At 68.9% G+C, this 17,734-nt stretch carries 17 protein-coding genes; 8 read left to right on the top strand and 9 right to left on the bottom strand.

The annotated features are described in order from the left end of the window. Positions 1-37 precede the first annotated feature (37 nt). Together E6C64_RS01030 and E6C64_RS01035 are read left to right on the top strand one after the other, a co-directional pair. Positions 38-451, top strand: coding sequence for a MerR family transcriptional regulator (locus tag E6C64_RS01030; protein WP_136425764.1), 414 nt, complete (start codon positions 38-40; stop codon positions 449-451). After that, a complete protein-coding gene (locus E6C64_RS01035) occupies positions 448-1,419 on the top strand; it encodes an aldo/keto reductase (protein ID WP_136425765.1) in 972 nt (323 codons plus the stop codon). The genes E6C64_RS01030 and E6C64_RS01035 overlap by 4 nt, the downstream gene beginning before the upstream one ends. 87 nt (positions 1,420-1,506) lie before the next feature. Here the strand turns inward: E6C64_RS01035 and E6C64_RS01040 are convergent, their stop codons facing one another. The 4 genes from E6C64_RS01040 to E6C64_RS01055 all read right to left on the bottom strand — a co-directional run bounded on the left by E6C64_RS01040 (position 1,507) and on the right by E6C64_RS01055 (position 7,133). Continuing rightward, positions 1,507-3,612 (bottom strand): 3-hydroxyacyl-CoA dehydrogenase NAD-binding domain-containing protein, encoded by a 2,106-nt coding sequence (locus E6C64_RS01040; RefSeq protein ID WP_136426357.1) that lies wholly within the window; start codon positions 3,610-3,612, stop codon positions 1,507-1,509. Between the two features lie 86 nt (positions 3,613-3,698). Then, positions 3,699-4,970: a thiolase family protein gene (locus E6C64_RS01045; protein ID WP_136425766.1), complete on the bottom strand. Its 1,272-nt coding sequence runs from the start codon at positions 4,968-4,970 to the stop codon at positions 3,699-3,701. Positions 4,971-5,149: 179 nt separating this feature from the next. Continuing rightward, entirely contained in the window at positions 5,150-6,364 is a 1,215-nt protein-coding gene (locus E6C64_RS01050) for an HRDC domain-containing protein (RefSeq protein ID WP_136426358.1), read from the bottom strand. A gap of 175 nt (positions 6,365-6,539) precedes the next feature. Then, positions 6,540-7,133 (bottom strand): DUF3000 domain-containing protein, encoded by a 594-nt coding sequence (locus tag E6C64_RS01055; RefSeq protein WP_136425767.1) that lies wholly within the window; start codon positions 7,131-7,133, stop codon positions 6,540-6,542. A gap of 243 nt (positions 7,134-7,376) precedes the next feature. On the opposite strand from E6C64_RS01055, the gene E6C64_RS01060 reads away from it, so the two are divergent. Beyond that, complete coding sequence (locus tag E6C64_RS01060) at positions 7,377-8,606, top strand: alpha/beta hydrolase family protein (protein WP_158437691.1); 1,230 nt, start codon at positions 7,377-7,379, stop codon at positions 8,604-8,606. Between the two features lie 248 nt (positions 8,607-8,854). Here E6C64_RS01060 and E6C64_RS01065 read toward each other — a convergent pair whose 3' ends face one another. From E6C64_RS01065 to E6C64_RS01075, 3 genes are all read right to left on the bottom strand, one after another. Next, positions 8,855-9,562, bottom strand: a complete 708-nt coding sequence (locus E6C64_RS01065; RefSeq protein ID WP_136425769.1) for a dihydrofolate reductase family protein — start codon at positions 9,560-9,562, stop codon at positions 8,855-8,857. Positions 9,563-9,596: 34 nt separating this feature from the next. After that, positions 9,597-10,043: a SufE family protein gene (locus E6C64_RS01070; RefSeq protein ID WP_136425770.1), complete on the bottom strand. Its 447-nt coding sequence runs from the start codon at positions 10,041-10,043 to the stop codon at positions 9,597-9,599. Positions 10,044-10,171: 128 nt separating this feature from the next. Then, positions 10,172-11,071 carry a sulfurtransferase gene (locus tag E6C64_RS01075; RefSeq protein WP_136425771.1) on the bottom strand — a complete coding sequence of 300 codons (900 nt, stop codon included), beginning with the start codon at positions 11,069-11,071 and terminating at the stop codon, positions 10,172-10,174. Between the two features lie 229 nt (positions 11,072-11,300). On the opposite strand from E6C64_RS01075, the gene zapE reads away from it, so the two are divergent. The 5 genes from zapE to E6C64_RS01100 all read left to right on the top strand — a co-directional run bounded on the left by zapE (position 11,301) and on the right by E6C64_RS01100 (position 16,119). Then, the gene (zapE, locus tag E6C64_RS01080) at positions 11,301-12,320 is read left to right on the top strand and encodes a cell division protein ZapE (RefSeq protein WP_136425772.1); all 1,020 of its coding nucleotides are present in this window, start codon (positions 11,301-11,303) and stop codon (positions 12,318-12,320) included. 282 nt (positions 12,321-12,602) lie between these two features. After that, entirely contained in the window at positions 12,603-13,877 is a 1,275-nt protein-coding gene (locus E6C64_RS01085) for an ammonium transporter (protein WP_136425773.1), read from the top strand. A gap of 131 nt (positions 13,878-14,008) precedes the next feature. Continuing rightward, positions 14,009-15,178: an AI-2E family transporter gene (locus tag E6C64_RS01090; RefSeq protein WP_136425774.1), complete on the top strand. Its 1,170-nt coding sequence runs from the start codon at positions 14,009-14,011 to the stop codon at positions 15,176-15,178. A gap of 92 nt (positions 15,179-15,270) precedes the next feature. Beyond that, entirely contained in the window at positions 15,271-15,795 is a 525-nt protein-coding gene (locus tag E6C64_RS01095; RefSeq protein ID WP_136425775.1) for an SRPBCC domain-containing protein, read from the top strand. Between the two features lie 132 nt (positions 15,796-15,927). Further along, on the top strand, positions 15,928-16,119 hold the full coding sequence (locus tag E6C64_RS01100) for a hypothetical protein (RefSeq protein WP_136425776.1): 192 nt from the start codon (positions 15,928-15,930) through the stop codon (positions 16,117-16,119). A 29-nt stretch (positions 16,120-16,148) separates the two neighbouring features. Here E6C64_RS01100 and E6C64_RS01105 read toward each other — a convergent pair whose 3' ends face one another. Together E6C64_RS01105 and E6C64_RS01110 are read right to left on the bottom strand one after the other, a co-directional pair. Beyond that, entirely contained in the window at positions 16,149-16,487 is a 339-nt protein-coding gene (locus E6C64_RS01105) for a DUF8129 domain-containing protein (protein WP_136425777.1), read from the bottom strand. Positions 16,488-16,545: 58 nt separating this feature from the next. Continuing rightward, complete coding sequence (locus tag E6C64_RS01110) at positions 16,546-17,697, bottom strand: baeRF2 domain-containing protein (RefSeq protein ID WP_136425778.1); 1,152 nt, start codon at positions 17,695-17,697, stop codon at positions 16,546-16,548. Positions 17,698-17,734 lie beyond the last annotated feature (37 nt).

Genomic DNA, 17,734 nt, shown 5'->3' on the forward strand with positions numbered 1-17,734 from the left:
TTGACTTCGAGTGCGCTTCAAGTTCTAGCGTGGGACCATGACGATCACGGAGACCTCGCTCTCCATCTCGCAGATGGCCGACGCCTCAGGACTCAGCACCCACACGCTCCGCTACTACGAGCGTGAGGGATTGATGCTCGGCTCGATCGAGCGCGCGTCCAGCACGCATCGGCGGTACTCCGACGGCGACATCACGTGGGTGAGCTTCCTCACCAAGCTCCGGTCGACGGGGATGCCCATTCGGGATCTCAAGCTCTACGTCGAACTGGTGCGCGCCGGGGAGAACACCTCCGGGGCGCGGCTCGCCCTGCTCACCCGACACCGGGAGAGCGTGCGACAGCAGCTGCGTGAGGTCACGGCGAGTCTCGAGGCGATCGACATCAAGATCGCGCTGTACGAGACGACGGTCGCCGAGCGAGAAGCACAACAGACAGGACAGGAACAGCGATGAAGACAGCACAACTCGGATCGGGACTCGAGGTCGGCCGCGTCGGCCTCGGCTGCATGGGGATGTCGGCCTTCTACACCGGCAGCGGTGTGGACGAGGCGGAATCCATCCGCACCATTCACCGCGCGATCGACCTCGGAGTCACCCTCTTCGACACCGCGGAGATGTACGGCCCGCACACGAACGAGGTCCTCCTCGGCAAGGCGCTGGGCGATCGGCGCGATCAGGTGAAGATCGCGACCAAGTTCGGCATCTATCCGGCGCAGGACGGCGGACGCAGCACCGACGGCAGCCCAGAGCGAGTCCGTCAGGCGATCGAGGGGTCGCTCAGCCGACTCGGCACCGATCACGTCGACCTCTACTACCAGCACAGGATGGACCCGGGCGTGCCAGTCGAGGAGACCATGGGTGCCCTCGCCGAGCTGGTCGCGGAGGGAAAGATCCTGCACATCGGGCTGTCCGAGGCATCGTCGGCGACGATCCGACGAGCGCACGCCGTGCATCCGGTCACGGCTCTGCAGAGCGAGTACTCGCTGTGGACGCGTGATCCCGAAGGCGATGTCCTCCCGACTCTGCGCGAGCTCGGAATCGGCCTCGTGCCGTACTCGCCCCTCGGCCGCGGGTTCCTGACCGGAGCTGTGCGCTCGGTCGACCAGCTGGACGCCGACGACTTCCGTCGCGCCAATCCGCGATTCCAGGGTGAGAACCTCGAGGCCAACCTCGCGATCGTCGACAGTGTCGAGCGCGTCGCCACCGAGGTCGGCGCGACGCCCGCCCAGGTCGCCCTCGCATGGCTGCTAGCCCAGGGGGACGACATCGCGCCCATCCCCGGCACGAAGAAGGTCACGCGCCTCGAGGAGAACGTCGCCGCGGACGAGGTCGAGCTCTCGGCGGAGCAGCTGGCGACGCTGTCCGACATCGCCGCACCGTCGGGAGACCGCTACGCCGACATGTCGACCATCGGGCGCTAGCCCGGGGCCGTCCGCGCTGGGAAAAGTGGCTCCCCGCTACGGACACTTCCGTAGCGGGGAGCCACTTTCTACCGCGGGGAGCTCAGGTCAGACGACGCCGGCGATGGGTGGGGTGTGGAAGGTTCCCCCGAACACGCGCTGGCTGGCGCCGGAGCGGTCGAGGTAGGGCGTCAGGCCGCCCATGTGGAACGGGTAGCCGGCGCCGAGGACCAGGCAGAGGTCGATGTCCTCCGCTGCCGAGACGACCCCGTCGTCGAGCATCCGCTTGACCTCGTCGGCCAGGCCGTCCTCGATCCGCACCTGCAGCTCTGCCGCCGTCTGCGGCTTCTCGTTGCCCTTGGAGTGCGAGGCGACGATCTTGAGGGCCGCCTTGTCGACGCCCTTGATGTTGCCCTTGCCGTCCTTCTCGTAGATCCGGCCGAGGTCGGCCAGCTCGTGAAGGCTCCGACTGTCGAAGAACCGGTCCGGGAAGGCGCTGTGGTGCGTGTCGAGCACGTGCGCGCCCACCTTGAGGCCCACGAGCTCGAGCAGCACGAACGGCGTCATCGGCAGGCCGAACGGCTTGACCGCCGCGTCGACCGTCTCGAACGACGTGCCGGTGTCGACGGCGTGCATCGCCTCACCGAGCACCTTGGCGAGGATCCGGTTGACCACGAAGCCGGGGGTGTCGCGGGTGATGACCGCGTTCTTCTTCAGCTTGGCGGCGGTGACCATGGCGGTCGAGAGCGTCTCGTCGTTCGTCGCGGGCGTCTTGACGACCTCGATGAGCGGCATGACGGCGACGGGGTTGAAGAAGTGGAAGCCGACCAGGCGCTCCGGGTTCTTCAGCTTGGCGCCGATCTGCTCGACCGACAGCGACGAGGTGTTCGTGGCGAGCACGGCCTCGGGGGAGACGTAGTTCTCGATGTCGCCGAAGACCTCCTGCTTGACGCCGAGCTCCTCGAAGACGGCCTCGATGACCCAGTCGCAGTCGGCGAAGTCGGCACGGTTCGTGGTTCCGGTCAGCAGTGCGTTGAGCCGGTTGGCTTCGTCGCGCACGATCCGCCCCTTGGAGAGCAGGGTGGCGATCTCGCCGCGGATGTAGTCGAGCCCCTTGTCGACGCGCGCCTGGTCGATGTCGGTGATGACGACGGGCACCTGCAGGCGGCGCAGGAAGAGGAGCGCGAACTGGCTGGCCATCAGGCCGGCGCCGATGACGCCCACCTTGGTGACAGGACGGGCGATCTTCTTGTCGGGGGCGCCGGCGGGGCGCTTGGCGCGCTTCTGAACCAGGTTGAAGGCGTAGATGCTCGCCTGGAACTGGTCGCCCGCGATGAGCTCGGCGAGCGCCTCGTCCTCGGCCGCGAAGCCCTCGGCCTTGGTCGCCCGCTTGGCTCCCGCCAGCAGTTCGAGCGCCTTGTAGGGCGACTTGGGCACGGTGCCGATCTTCGACTCGAGGCTCTTGCGGGCGATGCCGATGGCGATGTCCCACTTGGCGAGCCGCTCGAGCTTGCCGGGCTCGTTCGGCCGCTTCACCTTGATGGTGCCGGAGACGACCTGGTCGGCCCAGCGGATGGAGTCCTCGAGGAAGTTGATCGAGGAGAACATCGCGTCCGCGATGCCGAGCTCGAGGACGTCCTTCGCTTTGAGCATCCGGTTCTGCTTGAGCGGGTTCTCGATGACGACCTTGAGCGCGTTCTCGATCCCGATGAGGTTGGGCAGCAGGTAGGCGCCGCCCCAGCCGGGGATGAGGCCGAGGAAGACCTCGGGCAGCGCGAACGCCGGAACCGACGCGTCGACCGTGCGGTAGTCGGCGTTGAGGCCGATCTCGACCCCGCCGCCGAGCGCGAGCCCGTTGATGAAGACGAACGACGGCACGCCGAAGTCGGCCTGCTTGCCGAGCACGAAGTGGCCGAGCTGCGCCAGCTTCTTCGCGGCCGCCTGGGAGGGGATGTCGCTGACCTTCGACAGGTCGGCGCCCGCGGCGAGGATGAACGGCTTGCCGGTGGTCGCGACGGCGTGGATCTCGCCGCGTGCGGCGCGAGCGGTCAGCTCGTCGTAGACCCGACCCAGCTCGAGCAGGGTCACCGGCCCCAGGGTGTTGGGGCGCGTGTGGTCGCGGCCGTTGTCGAGGGTGACGAGGGCGAGGACCTTGCCGCCGGTCAGGGGGATGTCGCGCACGAAGGAGTGCGTGACGACCTCGTCGGCGGACATGGCCTCGAGCTCGCTGAAGTCGATCGTGGAGTAGTCGACGGGCTTCGCGTCGGACTTGGTGCTCTTCGAGCCGGTCTCGATGGTGCTCACTTGGCTGCCCTGCTCTCTGCCGCACGGTCCTTGGAGAGCTGCTTCGACGCCTTGCCGAGCGCTCCCGATTCCCACTTCTTGCCGTTCCAGGCCGGGTTCTCCCAGATGACGCTTCCGCCCTGTCCGAGGCCGATGCACATGGCGGTCATGCCGTAGCGGACCTCCGGGTGCTCCTTGAACTGCGCGGCGAGCTGCAGCATCAGGCGCACGCCGGATGCCGCCAGGGGGTGGCCGATCGCGATCGCGCCGCCCCACTGGTTGACGCGGGGATCGTCGTCGTCGATGCCGAAGTGGTCGAGCAGCGACAGGACCTGGATGGCGAACGCCTCGTTGAGCTCGAAGAGCCCGATCTGGTCGATCGACATCCCGGCCTTCTTGAGGGCCTTCTCGGTCGCGGGGACCGGTCCGATTCCCATGATCTCGGGCTCGACGCCGGCGAAGGCGAAGCTGACGAGCTTCATCTTCGGGCTGAGGCCCAACTCCTTGGCCGCCGCAGCGCTGGCCATCAGCGAGACCGTGGCGCCGTCGGTGAGCGGAGACGCGTTGCCCGCGGTCACCCGGCCGTGCGGACGGAAGGGCGTGCGCAGGGTGGCGAGGCTCTCCATGGTGGTCTCAGGGCGCATGCCCTGGTCCTCGGTGGCGAGGCCCCAACCCTGCGGGCTGTTGATGGCGACCGGGATGAGGTCGGGCTGGATCTTGCCGTTCGCGTAGGCCTCGGCGGTCTTCTGCTGGCTGCGCATGGCGAAGTGGTCGGAGCGCTCCTTGGTGAGCGCGGGGAACCGGTCGTGGATCCGCTCGGCGGTGTTGCCCATGTTGAGGGCGTCGGCGCTCACGATGCGCTCCGAGAGGAAGCGCGGATTGGGGTCGGCCCCGAATCCCATCGGGTGGCGGCCCATGTGCTCGACGCCGCCGGCGATGGCGAGGTCGTAGGCGCCGAAGGCGATGGCGCCCGAGGTCGTCGTCACCGAGGTCATCGCTCCGGCGCACATCCGGTCGATGGCGTAGCCCGGGACGGACTGGGGGAGTCCCGCGAGCAGCGCCGCGGTGCGGCCGAGGGTCAGTCCCTGGTCTCCGGTCTGGGTGGTCGCGGCGATCGCCACGTCGTCGATCCGGTCACCGGGCACCTGGGGGTTGCGCTCGAGCAGGCCCTTCATGGCCTTCACGATCAGATCGTCCGAGCGGGTGTTCCAGTAGATGCCCTTCTCGCCCGCCCGACCGAACGGGGTGCGGACCCCATCCACGAATACGACGTCATTGCCTTCGGCCACTATGCCCTCCTGAATCCTTGCGAGTGCGCCCACCGACGCAGTCCGGATCTTCTGGATCCGCACTGTGCATCGTGCGCCCCGGGCGCGGCACGGGATCGTGCAGAGCGATGGGGGATCGGCGATGGGCCGCATCGATCCTACGAACAGCGCCTGACAGGAGCTGAATCCATTGAGCCAACCTACGAAGCGGCGGGATCCTCGATCGGGATGGGTTGGCGAGCACTGACAAACGAGTCGGCCACAGCGCCCGCGATCGCCTCCGCCTGCCAGGGACGTGCGCCGAGCTCGATCAGGGCGGCGCCGACGGTCTGCTCGTCCGCCGGAGCAGGCGGCGACCAGGCGACCCGGCGAAGCGTGTCGGGGGTGATCAGGTTCTCGACCGGCAGCTCGAGGTACTCGGCGATGGCCGTCACCGCGGCGCGGGCGTTCTTCAGTCGTCGGTCGGCGGCGGGGTTGCGATCCGCCCACGCGCGCGGCGGAGGCATCGAGTCACCGGGAACGCGCACCTGCGGCAGATCCTCCGATTCGAGGGCGCGGCTGACCGCGCCCCACCACCGATCGAGTTCGGAGCGACTCGCGCGGCCGGAGAAGTCGCGCATGGCGGCCAGCTCCCGCTTGCTGGATGGGATGCTGCGCGCCACCGCGACCAGCGATGCGTCCGGCACGAGGCGCCCGGGCGCGACATCGAGGCTGCGGGCGAGCTCGTCGCGGCTCTGCCAGAGCTCCCGGGCCACGGCGAAGCCGCGGGCTCCCTTGACGCTGTGCAGACCGGAGAGGCGCCGCCACGGGTCGGTGCGCACGATCTTGAGCTCGCGGTGCCGGACCGCCTCGAACTCCTCTTCCGCGATCCGGGTCTTGCCCGTCTCGGTGAGCAGCTCGGCCATCTTGTCGCGCAGGTCGACCAGAAGCTCCACGTCGAGCGCCGCGTACTTGAGCCACGACTCGGGCAGCGGCCGGGTGGACCAGTCGGCGGCCGAGTGCTCCTTGGCCAGGTGCAGCCCGAGCAGCTCCTCGACGACCGTGCCGAGCCCGACGCGGGGGATGCCCAGCAGACGTGCGGCCAGCTCCGTGTCGAAGATCCGCTCGGGATCGAGGCCGACCTCGCGCAGGCAGGTGAGGTCCTGGCTGGCGGCGTGGATGATCCACTCCTCGTGCTGAATCGCGGCGGCGAGGTCGCTGAAGTCGCCGATGGCCGGAGGATCGAAGAGGAAGGTGCCTGCGCCGCGACGGAATACCTGGATCAGATACGCGCGCTGCGAGTAGCGGAAGCCGCTGGCCCGTTCGGCGTCCACCGCGACGGGGCCGTGGCCGCCGGCGATCGCGGCGACCGCCGCGAGGTAGGCCTCACGGGTGTCCGTGACCACGGGGCGCTCGGCGAGTGTCGCCTCAGGCAGGGGAGCGGGTGGCGGCTCGGGTGCGGGCGATGCAGGCGCGCCATGAGTGGATGCCCCATCGGAGTGCGCGGCGTCGAGGTCTGCGCTCCGTGCGTCTGCGCTATCGGCGTCTGCGCTATCGGTGTCTGGGCTCTCGACATCTGCGGCGCCCGCTGCAGCGAGACTGGAGGTCGGGTCAGCCACGCCCAGCTCGTCGTGCAGATAGCAAAGTCACTCCCTCGGCCGCAGGCGGAAGGCCCGCGAGCATGCATACCAACTCGCACCAGCCTTCCACATGCGCGGAGACATCGGCCTCGAGGGGAGTCCACGACGCCCGCAGCTCGATCTTGGCGCCGTCGCCCTGGCGGGCCAGCTCGCCGAAGCCGGTGGAGATGATCTTGGTGGCCGTGCCGGATGCCGACTCGTACTGCGCGCCGCGCTGGTCGAGCGCGTCCGTCAGCCACGACCAGGTGACCTCGGCGAGGAAGGGGTCGAGGCCGATCTCGGTCTCGAGGGGTGCCTGCGCGAAGCAGACGATGCGGAAGGCGCCGCCCCACGCCTCGGGCTCGTCCTCGTCGTAGAGCAGCACGAGGCGGCCGGTGCCGAGGTCGGACTCGGCGCCGTGCGGGGCCGGGTTCACGTCGGCTGCGAGGGCCACGGACCAGGGCGCGAGGCCGGTGGGGGCGGGAATGCGGTCGATGACGAGGTCCGCGCGGAGGCGGGCGTTCTCGATGGACGCCAGTGCGGTCTGGAACTCGGCCGGCGGCGTGCTGTCCTTGACGGTGGCCACACGACGAGACTAAAGCAGGCGGGCTGTGTCGGGGCGGAAGATACCACGGTGCGTCACGTCTTCGCGAAGTCCCCATGATGGGGGCAGAGCGCAGATCCGTCGCCCGCGATGGCCGCCCGAGTCACGGGCCTCATCGTCACGGGTCGGGCGAGCGCTCGGGCGTCGGTCAGCGAGGAATCGTCAGCCGTTTGATAGCTTGTGGCGCGATCCCGATTCTCGGGCGGAGACCCGGAGACGATGGGCATGGCGCGGGGAACGAGACCAGGCAGGGCGCGGTCGGCGCTCGGCGTCGTGGTCGCGCTCGGCGGAGTGGTCACCGCGGGCGCCCTGTTCGCCGGCGCAGTCACGACCTCCGTCGCCCGGACGATCGTCACTCCGCCGCGCAGGAGGACAGAGGACACCCGGGTCATCGGCTACGACGCGACCGAGGGGACCGTCCAGCTGAGCGCGAGCGACGATGCTCTACTTCCGGGCGACTACAGCTTCTGGTTCGCGCAGGGAACGGGCCACGCGCGGGTCGGCCAGATCGTCTCGCGCACGCCCACCACCGTGACCCGCAAGGTGATCGCGGTCGATCATGGCGACCTCAGCGCCGCTCGGGCCGGCCGCTTCACCGGCTGGTACTACCTGAGCCCCGGTGAGCTCGGGATCCCGTTCGACGACGTCCGCGTGCAGACCAGCCTGGGCAACGCCCCCGCCTGGCTGATCCCGGCGGCGGACCTGCGGGTCGGCGGCGATCCGGAGAGCCCGTCGGATCGGTGGGTGATCCAGGTGCACGGTCGCGCCACGGTGCGTCAGGAGGCGCTGCGCGCGATCCCGGTGTTCCGCGCGGCGGGCTACACCTCGCTGCTGATCTCCTATCGCAATGACGGCGAGGCTCCGCAGAGCCCCGACCACCGCTACGCGCTCGGCGACATCGAGTGGCTCGATGTCGAATCCGCCGTGCTCTACGCGCTCGAGCACGGAGCGCAGTCGGTCGTGCTGATGGGCTGGTCCATGGGCGGCGCGACGGTGCTGCAGGCCGCCACCCGGTCCCGCGTCGCGTCCGTGGTGCGGGGCGTGGTGCTCGACTCGCCCGTCATCAACTGGGTCGACACCCTCCGCTACCAGGGCGAGGCGATGTCCCTCCCCGGCCCGGTGAAGTCAGGGATCCTGGCGCTGATCAGCAAGCCCTGGGGCCGCCTGTTCACCGGGCAGCGCAAGCCCATCGACCTCGCCCGGCTCGACTTCGTGCGCCGTGCGGACGAGCTGGCGGTTCCCGTGCTCATCCTGCACAGCGACGACGACGGCTTCGTGCCCTCCAACGGATCGCGCGAGCTCGCCGCGGCGCGGCCTGACATCGTGACCTTCGTGCCGTTCGAGACCGCTCGGCACACCAAGCTCTGGAACTACGACCGCGATCTCTGGAACGCGTCGATCGCGGAGTGGCTCGCGAAGCTCGACGACGCGCCACCCGCCTCGCCGGCCGAGTAGCGCGCCCCGCTGGACCAGGGCGCTCGTTGGTCGAGTAGGGCGCCCCGCGCCCGTATCGAGGCCCTTGGGGAGAGCCCCGATACGCGCCGTAGCCGTCGCTGCTCGACCAACGAACAACCACCGGTGGCTGAGCCGAGCGCGGAGCGCTCGCGTCGAAGCCCACTCACGTCTGCCTCTGGTTCAGGTGACCGGAACGGCTGGCTTGATCACGACGAGGCAGCCACATGATTCACTTCGCTGAGGCGGACCTACTGCGGGCCGTCGATCGCCCAGCGGGCGTAGAGGTAGGAGTCGTCGTCGACCAGTAAATGGATGAGATGGGTGTCGATCATCGCGCCGACGCGCGCGAGCATCGGCACGCCGGGGGAGCGCAGCTTGGGTGAGGTCGTCATGCACAGCTCGTCCACGACCCCCGCGTCGAGGAATGCCGCGGCGAGGCTGGGCCCGCCCTCGCAGACGATGCTGCGCAGCCCTCGCTCATCCAGCGCGGTGACGATCTCGCGGGGATCGATGGCGTCGGAGGACAGCTCGATGACCTCGTGCTCGATGTCCGAGAGCTGCTCCTCGACGGTGGAGATCGCATCCGGCGGGCAGACGATGAGCGGCACCGACGCCGACTCGTCCAGCCTGTGGCCCGTGAGGTCGCCGGATCGGGTCACGATCGCAAGCCGCGCCCGTCGGGGCGACGAGAGCCCCTCCCTGCGCACGGTGCGCGCACCGACCACGACCACGTCGGCGTGGGTGCGGATCACGCCCATGATCCTGCGGTCGTTGCCGCCGGTCAGGGTGTCCGATGAGCCGTCCGTGCCGACCGCAGAGCCGTTGATGGAGGCGATCATGTTGATCCGGACGATGCTCGAGGTCTCGAAGGAGTAGAGCTGGCTCAGCCAGTCGCGGAAGCCTTCGTCCTCGGGATCGTGGCTGATGGACGGAGACGGAAGCAGACGGGTCAGCATGCGGGGCGCACCGTCCGGCGGGCCAGGTGGACGGTCACGCCGCGACCCGCTTGAGCGCGATCTGCCGCTTCACGCGGGCGAGCATCCCGCCCATTCCCCGGATGCGCAACAGCGATACGGCGTCGTTCAGGCCGAGCATCTGCGGATAGTCGGAGGGGACCTCGAGGACCTGGTCGGCGGTCAACCCGCTCAGCCCTTGGACGAGGATCGAGGCGAAGCCGCGGGTGGTCGGCGCCTCGCGCGGTGCCGTCGCGTGCATCCGCACGGTCTGCGCGGCGTCGTCCTCCAGCTCGACGACGATGAAGACCGGCGACTGGCATTCCTCGACGCGCTCGAGCAGATCGGGGTGATCCTTCAGATGCTCGGGAAGGGCCGGAAGCTCGCCGGAGAACTCGAGGAGCAGCTGCAGCCGGTCGGGCTGGTCGAGGGCGAGGAAGTCGTCGCGGATCACCGCAAGCGATTCGGGCAGATCGCTGGTCATGGCCTCGATTATGACGCGCTCATTGGGGAGCGCGGTCTGCACCGATCAGGGGATGCCCGGTCGACGGGGGCGTTGAGTCACCCGAAAGCCGTCGATTCGGGGGCAATCCCCTGATCCGTGCAGCGGGATCAACGCGACGGGACGACTCCCGGCTCGGAGCCGCGCACGATGGGGACGCGGACCGCGCTGCCCCACTCGGTCCACGAGCCGTCGTAGTTGCGCACGTTCTCGAAGCCGAGCAGGTGGGTGAGCACGAACCACGTGTGGCTCGAGCGCTCGCCGATGCGGCAGTAGGCGATGACCGGATCGCCCTGCTTCAGCCCGGCTCCCGCGCGATAGACGGCGTCGAGCTCGACGGGGGTCTTGAAGGTCCCGTCCTCGGCGACCGCCTTGGCCCACGGCACGTTCTGGGCGCTCGGGATGTGACCGCCGCGCAGGGCACCCTCTTCGGGATAGGCCGGAGCCGTCGTGCGCTCGCCGGAGAACTCCTCCGGGCTGCGGACGTCGACCAGCGGCGAGCCGAGGTGAGCGAGAACGTCCTCCTTGAACGCGCGCACCGTGACATCGTCGCGCTCGACGACCGGGTAGTCGACGGCGGTGATCGCGGGCTTGTCGGTCGTGTACTCGCGTCCTTCGGCCTCCCACTTGGCGCGGCCGCCGTCGAGCAGGCGGACGTCCTCGTGACCGAAGAGGGTGAACACCCAGAGCGCGTACGCGGCCCACCAGTTGTTCTTGTCGCCGTAGATGACGACCGTGCTGTCCCGACTGATGCCCTTCGATCCGAGCAGTGTGGAGAAGCCTGCACCGTCGATGTAGTCGCGGGCGATGGGGTCGTTGAGCTCGGTGTGCCAGTCGACCTTGACCGCGCCGGGGATGTGTCCGGTCTCGTAGAGCAGGACGTCCTCGTCGGACTCGACCACGACCAGCCCCGGCTCGCCGAGGTGCTGGGCCAGCCACTCGGTGCTGACGAGGCGCTCGGGATGCGCGAAGCCTGCGAACTTCTCGGACGGATCGGCGGCAAGCACCATGCGGGGGACCTCTTTCATTGCGACGTGCGGAAAGCCCGGCAGGGCGACTTCAGCTCGGGGACGGGGCCGCTACTAGGCTGATCGGCGGCGCTTCCGGAGCGCTCATCGGACTCTGCTGAGCGTTTCGACTCTAGAACGCGCACCGCCCGCCGGTGTCGATCGTGACGTACCGCTACGCCGCACTCCGACGTCGCACCCGACGTCGCACCCCTCGGACATTGGAACTGCGCTGACCGACTCGACGCCCGCCACCATCGGCCGCCTGGTCGACCGCGCCCCCACGCTGAGCGGGGCGGAGATCGCCGGCTACCTGGTGCCGCCTCCGCAGTTCCTGGGCGCCAGCCTCGACAACTACACCCCGGACGCCGACTACCCCTCGCAGACCGAGGCCGTCGAGAAGATGCGCTCGTTCGCCGCCCAGTGGGGCGCCCAGCCTGGCGGCGGCTGGTTCAAGAAGAAGGCTCCGGCGCAGAAGCCGGGTGTGTACCTCGACGGCGGTTTCGGCGTCGGCAAGACCCATCTCCTGGCAGCGCTCTGGCATCTCGCGCCCGGCCCGAAGTACTTCGGCACCTTCATCGAGTACACCGCGCTCGTTGGGGCCCTTGGGTACCGCGAAGCCGTGGCGCTCCTGACGGGCGCCCGTCTGATCGCCATCGACGAGTTCGAGCTCGACGATCCGGGCGACACGATGGTGATGACCCGGCTGCTGGGTGAACTGGTGAAGACGGGCAGCCGGATCGCGGCGACCTCCAACACGCCTCCCAACGCGCTGGGGGAGGGCAGGTTCGCCGCGGCGGACTTCCTCCGCGAGATCCAGTCGCTGTCCGCCAACTTCGACACCCTGCGCATCGACGGGCTCGACTACCGCCGCCGTGATGTGGAGGGCGCTGCGAAGACCGTCGACGACGACGCCATCGCCGCATCGGTGCTCGAGCGCGCAGGCATGGGCGCCGCCACCGAGGACGGCTTCGACGACATCCTCGAGTTCCTGGCCACCGTGCATCCGTCGCGCTACGTGAAGATGGTCGACGGGCTCGGCGCGATCGGCATCCACCAGGTCCGGGTCCTGGAGAGCCAGACGGACGCGCTGCGCTTCGTCGCCCTCGTCGACCGCCTGTACGACGCGCAGGTGCGGATCTCCGCGAGCGGTGTCCCGCTCGACTCCGTCTTCGGCGCCGACATGCTCACCGGGGGATACCGGAAGAAGTACCTCCGTGCCACCTCGAGGCTCATCGCGCTCACGGAGTGACCACCGGGCGACGCGGGAACGACCGTCAGCCGAACGCCCGATGGCGGCTCCGACGCCCGCGTGACACGCCTGCCGTCGTGCCCTCCGACCCGCCCCCGACGACACTGGCAGTTCGCCGAAAACAGATCGTTACCTTCGGGCATTCGGTGTAACACACCCGAAACGTGCCCTGACCCTCTCGGAAACGTCGTCCCGACAGAATGACCGGGACGAACGTCGCCCTCACCTGCACGAGGACATGCGTTTTCCCGCAATCACATCACGAGAGGTTCTCTGAACTCGATGGATCCAATTACCGCTATCAATTCCCTGTGGCTGCTGGTCGCCGCCGCACTGGTGTTGCTGATGACCCCCGGCGTCGCCTTCTTCTACGGCGGCATGGTCCGAGCCAAGAGCGTCCTCAGCATGATGATGATGAGCTTCGGCGCCATCGCCATCGTCGCCGTCCTCTGGGTGCTGTACGGGTACTCCATGTCGTTCACCTCGGGTGACGACTGGGTCATCCCGCACGTGATCGGCAACCCGTTCACGAACTTCGGCATGATCCCGCAGCTCACCGCGGCTGACGGCGGACCCGACCTGTACGCGCTCGCATTCGCGGGCTTCCAGGCCACCTTCGCCATCATCACCGTCGCACTGATCTCGGGCGCCATCGCCGACCGGGCGAAGTTCGGCACGTGGATGATCTTCTGCGCCATCTGGGTGACCTTCGTCTACTTCCCCGTGGCCAGCTGGGTGTTCAACTTCACTCTCGGAGATGAGGGCCTGACGGACGGCGGCTGGATCGTCTATGGATTGGGAGTCAACGACTTCGCCGGTGGAACCGCGGTGCACATCAACGCGGGCGCAGCGGGCCTCGCGCTCGCCATCGTCCTCGGCAAGCGCATCGGCTTCGCGAAGGGCATGGCCAAGCCGCACAACGTGCCGCTGACCCTGCTCGGCGCCTCGCTCCTCTGGTTCGGCTGGTTCGGCTTCAACGCCGGCTCCGAGGCAGCGGTCGACGGCATCGCGGCCCTCGCCTGGATCAACACCCTCGCCGCCCCGGCCGCTGCCATCATCGGCTGGCTGATCGTCGAGAAGATCAAGGACGGCAAGCCCACCTCGATCGGTGCCGCATCCGGCGCCGTGGCTGGCCTCGTCGCCATCACCCCCGCCTGCAACATCCTCACGCCCTTCTGGGGCATGGTGCTCGGCCTGGTGACCGGTGCTGTCTGCGCCCTGGCGATCGACCTCAAGTGGCGCCTCGGCTTCGATGACGCACTCGACGTGGTGGGCATCCACCTCGTCGGCGGCATCATCGGAACCCTGTGGGTGGGCGTGTTCGGCAACGGCATCGGCCTCATCTACACCGGCTCCGCCACGCAGCTCGGCGCGCAGGCGCTCGGTGCGCTCGCAGTGCTCGTGTTCTCCTTCTTCTCGACCGCCCTCCTGGGCTTCATCCTGGAGAAGACGATCGGCTTCCGGATCAAGAACGAGGACGAGCAGGCCGGCATCGACACGTCGGTGCACGGCGAAGAGGGCTACGCGCTCGACGAGCCCGTCACCGTCCGCGGCTGACACTCGCTTCATCGGCAACGGGCCGTCGTCCTTCGGGGCGGCGGCCCGTTCCGTTTTCGACGAAGTCTCAATTGCGCTTCGGATCAGGGACGATGCGCATCGAGTGCTCGGTTGGCCCATAGGCTTTCCGCATGCTGAAGCGCTCGAAGCCGTCTGTCGTCGACCCTGTCGCCCGTCCGGTCTCCCACCTGGTCGCAGACCCGCGGCGCGGCAAGCTCCTCACCTCGCTCACCGATCCGCTCGGCCGCGCGGGGCTGCGCAGCGGGCAGGTGATCCTCGTGCTGATCCTCGCGGTCGCCGTGATCTACGCCCTGATCGCGCTGAAGATCGTGGTCATCCCGGTGCTGATCGCCATCATCCTGGCGTCCGCCGGGGCCCCGGTCATCATGTGGCTGCGCAACCACGGGCGCTCGCGCACCGTCTCGACCCTGATCGTCTTCCTCGGCAGCCTGCTCGTCTTCGGCGGCATCATCACCGCCGTGGTGTTCGCGGTGCGCAACCAGTGGGCTGACCTCGCCGACCAGGCGGTGGAGGGCTTCGGTCAGCTGCAGGACTTCGTCACCGGGCTCAACCTGCCCATCGATCAGAGCCAGCTCGACGGCGCTCAGCAGGCGGTCGTCGACTATCTGACGAGCTCGAGCTTCGGCACCAGCGCCCTGGCCGGCGTCTCGGTGGCGGGGGAGCTCATCACCGGACTGGTGCTCGCGCTCGTGGTGCTCTTCTACTTCCTCCGCGACGGGGACACGATCTGGAACTTCTTCCTGCGTCCGTTCAGCGGCGAGCGGCTCGAGAAGGGGCGCCGGATCGGTCACACGGGTGTGCGGGTGCTCGGTGGATACGTGCGCGGCACGGCGACCGTGGCGGCCGTCGATGCCATCTTCATCGGCGTCGGCCTGCTGATCTGCGGTGTCCCGCTCGCGCTGCCGCTGGCGGTCGTCGTGTTCATCACCGCATTCATCCCGATCGTCGGGGCGACCGCCGCAGGCATCCTCGCGGCACTGGTCGCGCTGGTGGCCAACGGGCCGGTCACCGCCCTGATCGTCGTCGGCATCGTCGTCCTGGTCAACCAGCTCGAGGGCAACTTCCTGCAGCCGGTGCTGATGGGCAACTCGCTCAAGCTGCACCCGCTCGTCATCCTGCTGGCACTCACCATCGGCACGGTCCTCGGCGGGATCGTCGGCGCGATCCTCTCCGTGCCGATCACGGCGGTGGGCTGGGCGGTCATCAAGATCCTCACCGACACCGGGGGAACGAGGTCTGCCGGGCCCGCGGTGCGGGAACGGGACGTCCCGATCGCCTGAGCGCGAACGGTTAGCGCGGCGGGCCAACACGGTCCTGCGGACAGAACACGTCCGCCGGCGGCAGTGTTTTGACCGTATGGCAGTGTTCAGCCATGACCGATGGCGCGGCAGCGGTGGATCCGGACACTGATCCGTCGGATGTCCGGCATGAGACGTTCACGGTCCGACGCCGGCTGGCCGCGCCACGGGCCCGCGTCTTCGCGGCCTTCGGCGACGCGGACATCCGCCGCCGATGGTTCCGCCTGCCGGGTGCAGGGGCGAGCTACGACCACACCTTCGAGGTCGGGTCTGGGGAGCGAGCGCACAGCACGTTCACGATTCCCGACGGCCGCATCGAGCGCCTGGCGTATCGCTCCCAGTACGCCGACATCCTCCCGGGCGTCCGCCTCGTCTTCTCCTACGAGTCGATCATCAACGATGTGGTCCACTGGGCCGCTCTGGCGACCGTCCTCCTGGCGGACGACGCGGAAGGGACCGCGCTGACCTGGACGGAGCAGGTGGCCTTCCTCGTGCGGACCGGAGATGGCAGCGCCGATCTGCCCCATCTCCGGGGCGGCACGACCCTGCGCCTCAACGGCCTCGCCGCTGTGGTGGAATCCGCACCTCACGGCGGCTAGCGCGGCGCTGCGGACCCGACGCGGTGCTGCGGACGAAACGCACTGACAGACCAGCGCGTTCCGTCCGCAGCACCGCGTTGAGACGCGGGTCGCTTCTGTGGTGGACTCAGCGGACCGAACGAGGAGATGCAGATGACCGACGACGACTTCGAGGCCAAGCGCCGGGACCAGCTGACCTCGGCACCGGGGGACAAGCCCGACCGCGAAGGCTCGGACGCCGAGCAGTCGGCCGCTCCGCGGATAGAGACGTCAGAGACCGAGTCGGGCGCGGTGCGCATCGACATCGCCGACACCGCAGCGGTCCGGCCGGGCAAGTCCGACTGAGGGGAAGCCTCGTTCGGCCTCCGGCCGAGTCAGCGCGGCTGAGCCGGGTTGGTAGGAACGCCCTGCGACGGCGGATTGATCGGCGGGCCGCTGGTGGCAGGCGAGACCGGAGACCCTCCGGCTGAGGAGGTGACCTCCGGCATCTCCTGCTCGACCGCTCCCGCGGGCTCAGCCCCGGCCTGCAGCTGCTTCAGGCGGTGCTCCAGGACAAGCAGGACCGGCAGCCGGTCGCCGTGGGCGCGCTCGTAGTCCAGCAGGGCGGTCACTCCGGCCTCATCGAGCGCGCTGATCCTCGACGCCAGGGTCCCCTGAGGGATGTGGTCGTAGTCGGGCAGCGGAAGGGTGGACCGCTCGGGCGCTTCAGTCATCGAGATCTCCATTCAGTGCTTCGTACTCCGCGATCGGGCTGAGGTGGGACCGGGGGACTCAGCCCCCGGTGGGCGCGGCAGCGGGCCACCGCAGGAGGCCCGCCGCACCTGCCGTCTCCGATTCGAGCCGGCTGATGCGCACGGCGGCGTCGGTGAGCGCCGCCGCGCGGACGAGCGCTTCCGCGGCGGGGACGCTGCCGAGGATCTTCGCCGACGTCGCGTCCTCCGGCGCTGTCGCGATCCACGGCTCGGCGTCGAGCGCGAGCAGGGTCCTGCCCTCGAGCGCGTCCGGATCCACGAGGAGGATCTCGACCTGCGCCTGGCGGAGGGCGTGCACCGTCCAGCCCACGCCGCTCTCGCCCGCACCGTCCTCCTTGCCGAGCTCCGTGGCGAGCCGGTCGAGATCCCGGCGCCGATCGGACTCGGTGAGCTTTCGGAGCTCCCGATCCACGAACTCGTCGAGGGTCGCGGAAGATGCGCCATCGGCCCTGGTGTTGGCATCGAGCTGCGCGACGAGCTGCTGGCTCGCCGATGAGAGCTGCTCCACGAGGAACCGACGGGCGTGCACATCGCCGGCGACCACGATCAGCCGGGGACGGTGCTCGTCGGCGAGGCGGTCCACGACCGCCGCCAGCTCGGATTCGGTCTGCTTCCAGATCGCCTCGGTGTGCCGCTGGTAGCGCAGGTGCGACCATCCGGCCCCCTGGAACTTCTTGAGGGTGTCGTCCCTGCCCTGCACGTTGTCCGAAGTCTGGGGCTCGGCCGACGCGGAGGAGAAGACGCTCACCTCGCCGCCCTCGCGACCCGCTTCGACCACGAGGTAGCAGATCTCATCCCCTCGATGCCGAAGGAGGGGGACGAGGAGCGGGATCGGTCCTGCATCGACCACCTCCGGTCCCACCAGCGCACCAGGAAGCACCTGATTGTGCACGATGCGGCCCTCGCACGTGAGGAGATAGCGGCCGGCGGGGCTCGGCACGCCTTCCGTTCCGGCCAGCGCATCTGCGATCGCCTGGAGGTGCTCCGCCGGAACGTCCCGCTCGTGCAGTCGATCGAGGATGGCGCGATGCCGAGCCTCCTGGACGCCGCGGGGGTCGGGGGAGTCCATCGAGGCATCGGTGTAGATCGTGATCCACCATCCGCCCTGGCGGAGCGTGTCGATCAGCTGGCGATCGAGCGTGTCCGCATGACTGTTCGGACCCTGGGACATGGTTCCAACTCCTTCCGGGCATCCGCCCGTCGCATCA

The sequence above is a fragment of the Naasia lichenicola genome, from assembly GCF_004801885.1.
Lineage (GTDB): Bacteria > Actinomycetota > Actinomycetes > Actinomycetales > Microbacteriaceae > Naasia > Naasia lichenicola.

Bases quoted from the DNA above. Each gene is read 5' to 3' on its own strand.
- E6C64_RS01030 (WP_136425764.1), top strand. From the start codon at position 38: ATGACGATCACGGAGACCTCGCTCTCCATCTCGCAGATGGCCGACGCC.
- E6C64_RS01035 (WP_136425765.1), top strand. From the start codon at position 448: ATGAAGACAGCACAACTCGGATCGGGACTCGAGGTCGGCCGCGTCGGC.
- E6C64_RS01040 (WP_136426357.1), bottom strand. From the start codon at position 3,612: ATGTCCGCCGACGAGGTCGTCACGCACTCCTTCGTGCGCGACATCCCC.
- E6C64_RS01060 (WP_158437691.1), top strand. From the start codon at position 7,377: ATGGCGCGGGGAACGAGACCAGGCAGGGCGCGGTCGGCGCTCGGCGTC.
- E6C64_RS01065 (WP_136425769.1), bottom strand. From the start codon at position 9,562: ATGCTGACCCGTCTGCTTCCGTCTCCGTCCATCAGCCACGATCCCGAG.
- E6C64_RS01070 (WP_136425770.1), bottom strand. From the start codon at position 10,043: ATGACCAGCGATCTGCCCGAATCGCTTGCGGTGATCCGCGACGACTTC.
- E6C64_RS01075 (WP_136425771.1), bottom strand. From the start codon at position 11,071: ATGGTGCTTGCCGCCGATCCGTCCGAGAAGTTCGCAGGCTTCGCGCAT.
- E6C64_RS01085 (WP_136425773.1), top strand. From the start codon at position 12,603: ATGGATCCAATTACCGCTATCAATTCCCTGTGGCTGCTGGTCGCCGCC.
- E6C64_RS01090 (WP_136425774.1), top strand. From the start codon at position 14,009: ATGCTGAAGCGCTCGAAGCCGTCTGTCGTCGACCCTGTCGCCCGTCCG.
- E6C64_RS01095 (WP_136425775.1), top strand. From the start codon at position 15,271: ATGACCGATGGCGCGGCAGCGGTGGATCCGGACACTGATCCGTCGGAT.
- E6C64_RS01100 (WP_136425776.1), top strand. From the start codon at position 15,928: ATGACCGACGACGACTTCGAGGCCAAGCGCCGGGACCAGCTGACCTCG.
- E6C64_RS01105 (WP_136425777.1), bottom strand. From the start codon at position 16,487: ATGACTGAAGCGCCCGAGCGGTCCACCCTTCCGCTGCCCGACTACGAC.
- E6C64_RS01110 (WP_136425778.1), bottom strand. From the start codon at position 17,697: ATGTCCCAGGGTCCGAACAGTCATGCGGACACGCTCGATCGCCAGCTG.